The sequence below is a fragment of the Mycolicibacterium agri genome, assembly GCF_002553505.1.
Lineage (GTDB): Bacteria > Actinomycetota > Actinomycetes > Mycobacteriales > Mycobacteriaceae > Mycobacterium > Mycobacterium agri.
The window spans coordinates 1-2,834 of record NZ_PDCP01000182.1; the positions used below are offsets into that span (position 1 = coordinate 1).

Consider the following 2,834-nt stretch of genomic DNA (forward strand, 5'->3'; position numbering starts at 1 on the left):
ACACTCAACGACGCCACAGCGCACTCGGCGGCCTCCCACCGATCAGCCGACTGACACCAACGTCATGACTCGGTACAGCTAGATCAGCCCCGCATCCGGTCGATGACGTTGGTCAGCACCACGATGCTTTCGCTGCGCTCGACGTCGGCGGCCGACCGGATCCGCTCGAGCGCCTCCTCCAGGTGGCGCATGTCGCGGGCCAGCACATGCAGCATCGCGTCCGCGGTGCCCGTGACCGTCGCCGCGCTCACCACTTCGGGGATGTCGATCCACGCCTTGCGCAACTCGTCGGGCGAAATCGTGCCATGGCGGAACACTTGAACGTAGGCCTCGGTGTTCCAGCCCAACGCATTTCGGTCGACGACGGTGGTGAAGCCGCGGATGACGCCGCTGTCGAGCATGCGGTCCACCCGCCGCTTGACGGCAGGAGCGGACAGGTTCACCCGCTGGCCGATTTCGGCGTAGGTGGCCCTGGCGTCCTTGGCCAACTCGGCCAGAATTCGCTCGTCGGTCTCGTCCAACCGCTCCATGATCACCTCCGTGCAACAAATCGCTGCTTCTGCCATTTTGGCACAACAGATCGCGCCATCATACGCAACAAACGGTGATTGCTTGCAAATCGGTGCGCTCCTATCGTTGAATTATGAGCATTTCAGATGTCGCCACCGAGCGGGCCCCGGTTTCCCAGACGGCCCCGGTATCCGATGTCGCGAAGACCCCGCGCAAGGCGTCGCCGCGCCACTATGCGATGACGCCGCCGACCTTCTTCACCGTCGAGTACGCCATCAACCCGTGGATGGACACCTCGAAGCCGGTCGACACCCATCTGGCGATGAACCAGTGGGAGAGCCTGCGACAGACCTATAAGGAGCTGGGGCACACCGTCGAACTGGTCGAGCCCGTGGAAGGCCTGCCCGACATGGTGTACGCCGCCAACGGCGGGCTGATCGTCAACGGCAAGGCCGTCGTCGCCAAGTTCGCCTACCCGCAGCGCGCCGGGGAGTCGGCGGCGTACGCGGCCTGGATGGCCCGGCACGGTTATGAACCAGTCGAGACCCACTACGTCAACGAGGGCCAGGGCGATCTGCTCGTCGTCGGCTCGATCGTGTTGGCGGGCTACGGTTTCCGGACCGACCGCAGGGCCCACGACGAGATCGCCGCCGCGGTGGGGATGCCGCTGGTCAGCCTCGAGCTGATCGATCCCCGCTTCTACCACCTCGACACCGCCCTGGCGGTGCTCGACGACACCACCGTCGCCTACTATCCGCCGGCATTCAGCGACGAGTCGCGGAGCCGGTTGCTCGAACTGTTCCCCGACGCCATCGAGGTCGCCGCGGCCGACGCTGATGTGCTCGGGCTGAACGCCGTCTCCGACGGCCTGCACGTCGTCCATCCCGCTGCCGCGACCGGTTTCGCCGACCAACTCGCCGACGCCGGGTTCGAGCCGATCGGCGTCGACCTCTCCGAGCTGCTGAAAGGCGGCGGCTCCATCAAATGCTGCACGCTGGAGGTGTATTCGTGACCATTCTTGATGCCGTGACCCCCACGTCGGATGCGATCGCCGTCGAGAACCAGTTCGTCGCCCACAACTACTCCCCGCTGCCGGTGGTCGCGGCCAGTGCCGAAGGCGCCTGGATCACCGACGTCGAAGGCAAGCGCTATCTGGACTGCCTTGCCGCCTACTCCGCGGTGAACTTCGGCCACCGCAATCCCGAGATCATCGCCACCGCGCATGCGCAGCTCGACACCGTCACGCTGGTCAGCCGGGCCTTCCATTCCGACCGGCTCGGACCGTTCTGCCGGGCGCTGGCCGAGCTGTGCGGCAAGGAGATGGTGCTGCCGATGAACAGCGGCGCCGAGGCCGTCGAAAGCGGCATCAAAGTGGCCCGCAAATGGGGCACCGATGTCAAGGGAGTTCCAGCGGGACGCGGCAATATCATCGTGGCGCACAACAACTTTCATGGCCGCACCACGACAATCATCAGCTTCTCGGACGACGAAACAGCCCGTCGTGGCTTCGGCCCCTACACCCCGGGCTTTCGTTCGGTGCCCTTCGGTGACGCCGACGCGATGGCCGCCGCCATCGACGACGACACCGTCGCCGTCCTGATCGAGCCGATCCAGGGCGAAGCGGGCATCATCGTCCCGCCCGACGACTACCTGCCCCGCGTGCGCGCGCTGTGCAGCGAACGCAACGTGCTGATGATCGCCGACGAGATCCAGTCCGGGTTGGCCCGCACCGGGCGCACCTTCGCGTGCGACCACTGGGGTGTGGTGCCCGACATCTACCTCCTGGGCAAGGCCCTCGGCGGCGGCGTCGTGCCGGTCTCGGCAGTGGTCGCCAACCAAGACATCCTCGGGGTATTGCATCCAGGCGAGCACGGGTCGACATTTGGCGGCAACCCGCTGGCCGCGGCGATCGGCACCACCGTCGTCAACATCCTCCGTCGCGGCGAATTCCAGTCCCGCTCAGCCGAACTCGGTGAGCGACTGCACGCCCGGCTGCGTGACCTCATCGGGCACGGTGTCGAGGCGGTGCGCGGATTGGGGCTGTGGGCAGGCGTCGACATCGACCCGTCGCTGGGCACCGGCAAGCAGATCAGCATGCGGCTGGCGGCACGTGGCGTCCTGGTCAAGGACACGCACGGCTCGACGCTACGGTTCGCGCCACCACTGGTGATCACCGCCGAGGAGATCGACTGGGCTACGAGTCAATTCGCCGACGTTTTGGCCGAATCGGGTTCACACTTATCGGAGATCTAGCTGGCTGTAGGTCGAGTCAAGGGGTGAGGTGGCCGTAGTTGGTCGACACCCCTGTTGGGTGTTGGATTCCG

General features: G+C 65.8%; 3 protein-coding genes. 2 read left to right on the forward strand and 1 reads right to left on the reverse strand.

Going from position 1 to position 2,834, the window contains the following annotated elements; genetic code table 11:
* Positions 1–83 precede the first annotated feature (83 nt).
* The gene (locus CQY20_RS33525) at positions 84–530 is read right to left on the reverse strand and encodes an Rv2324 family transcriptional regulator (RefSeq protein WP_097945644.1); all 447 of its coding nucleotides are present in this window, start codon (positions 528–530) and stop codon (positions 84–86) included.
* Between the two features lie 113 nt (positions 531–643).
* Here CQY20_RS33525 and ddaH point away from each other — a divergent pair, with 113 nt between their 5' ends.
* Positions 644–1,522, forward strand: coding sequence for a dimethylargininase (gene ddaH, locus CQY20_RS33530; protein WP_097945648.1), 879 nt, complete (start codon positions 644–646; stop codon positions 1,520–1,522).
* Positions 1,519–2,763, forward strand: coding sequence for an ornithine--oxo-acid transaminase (gene rocD / locus CQY20_RS33535; RefSeq protein WP_371871022.1), 1,245 nt, complete (start codon positions 1,519–1,521; stop codon positions 2,761–2,763). The genes ddaH and rocD overlap by 4 nt, the downstream gene beginning before the upstream one ends.
* Positions 2,764–2,834: the final 71 nt, after the last annotated feature.

Excerpts from the sequence above, each read along its gene's own strand:
- CQY20_RS33525 (WP_097945644.1), bottom strand. The coding sequence starts at position 530 with ATGGAGCGGTTGGACGAGACCGACGAGCGAATTCTGGCCGAGTTGGCC.
- ddaH (WP_097945648.1), top strand. The coding sequence starts at position 644 with ATGAGCATTTCAGATGTCGCCACCGAGCGGGCCCCGGTTTCCCAGACG.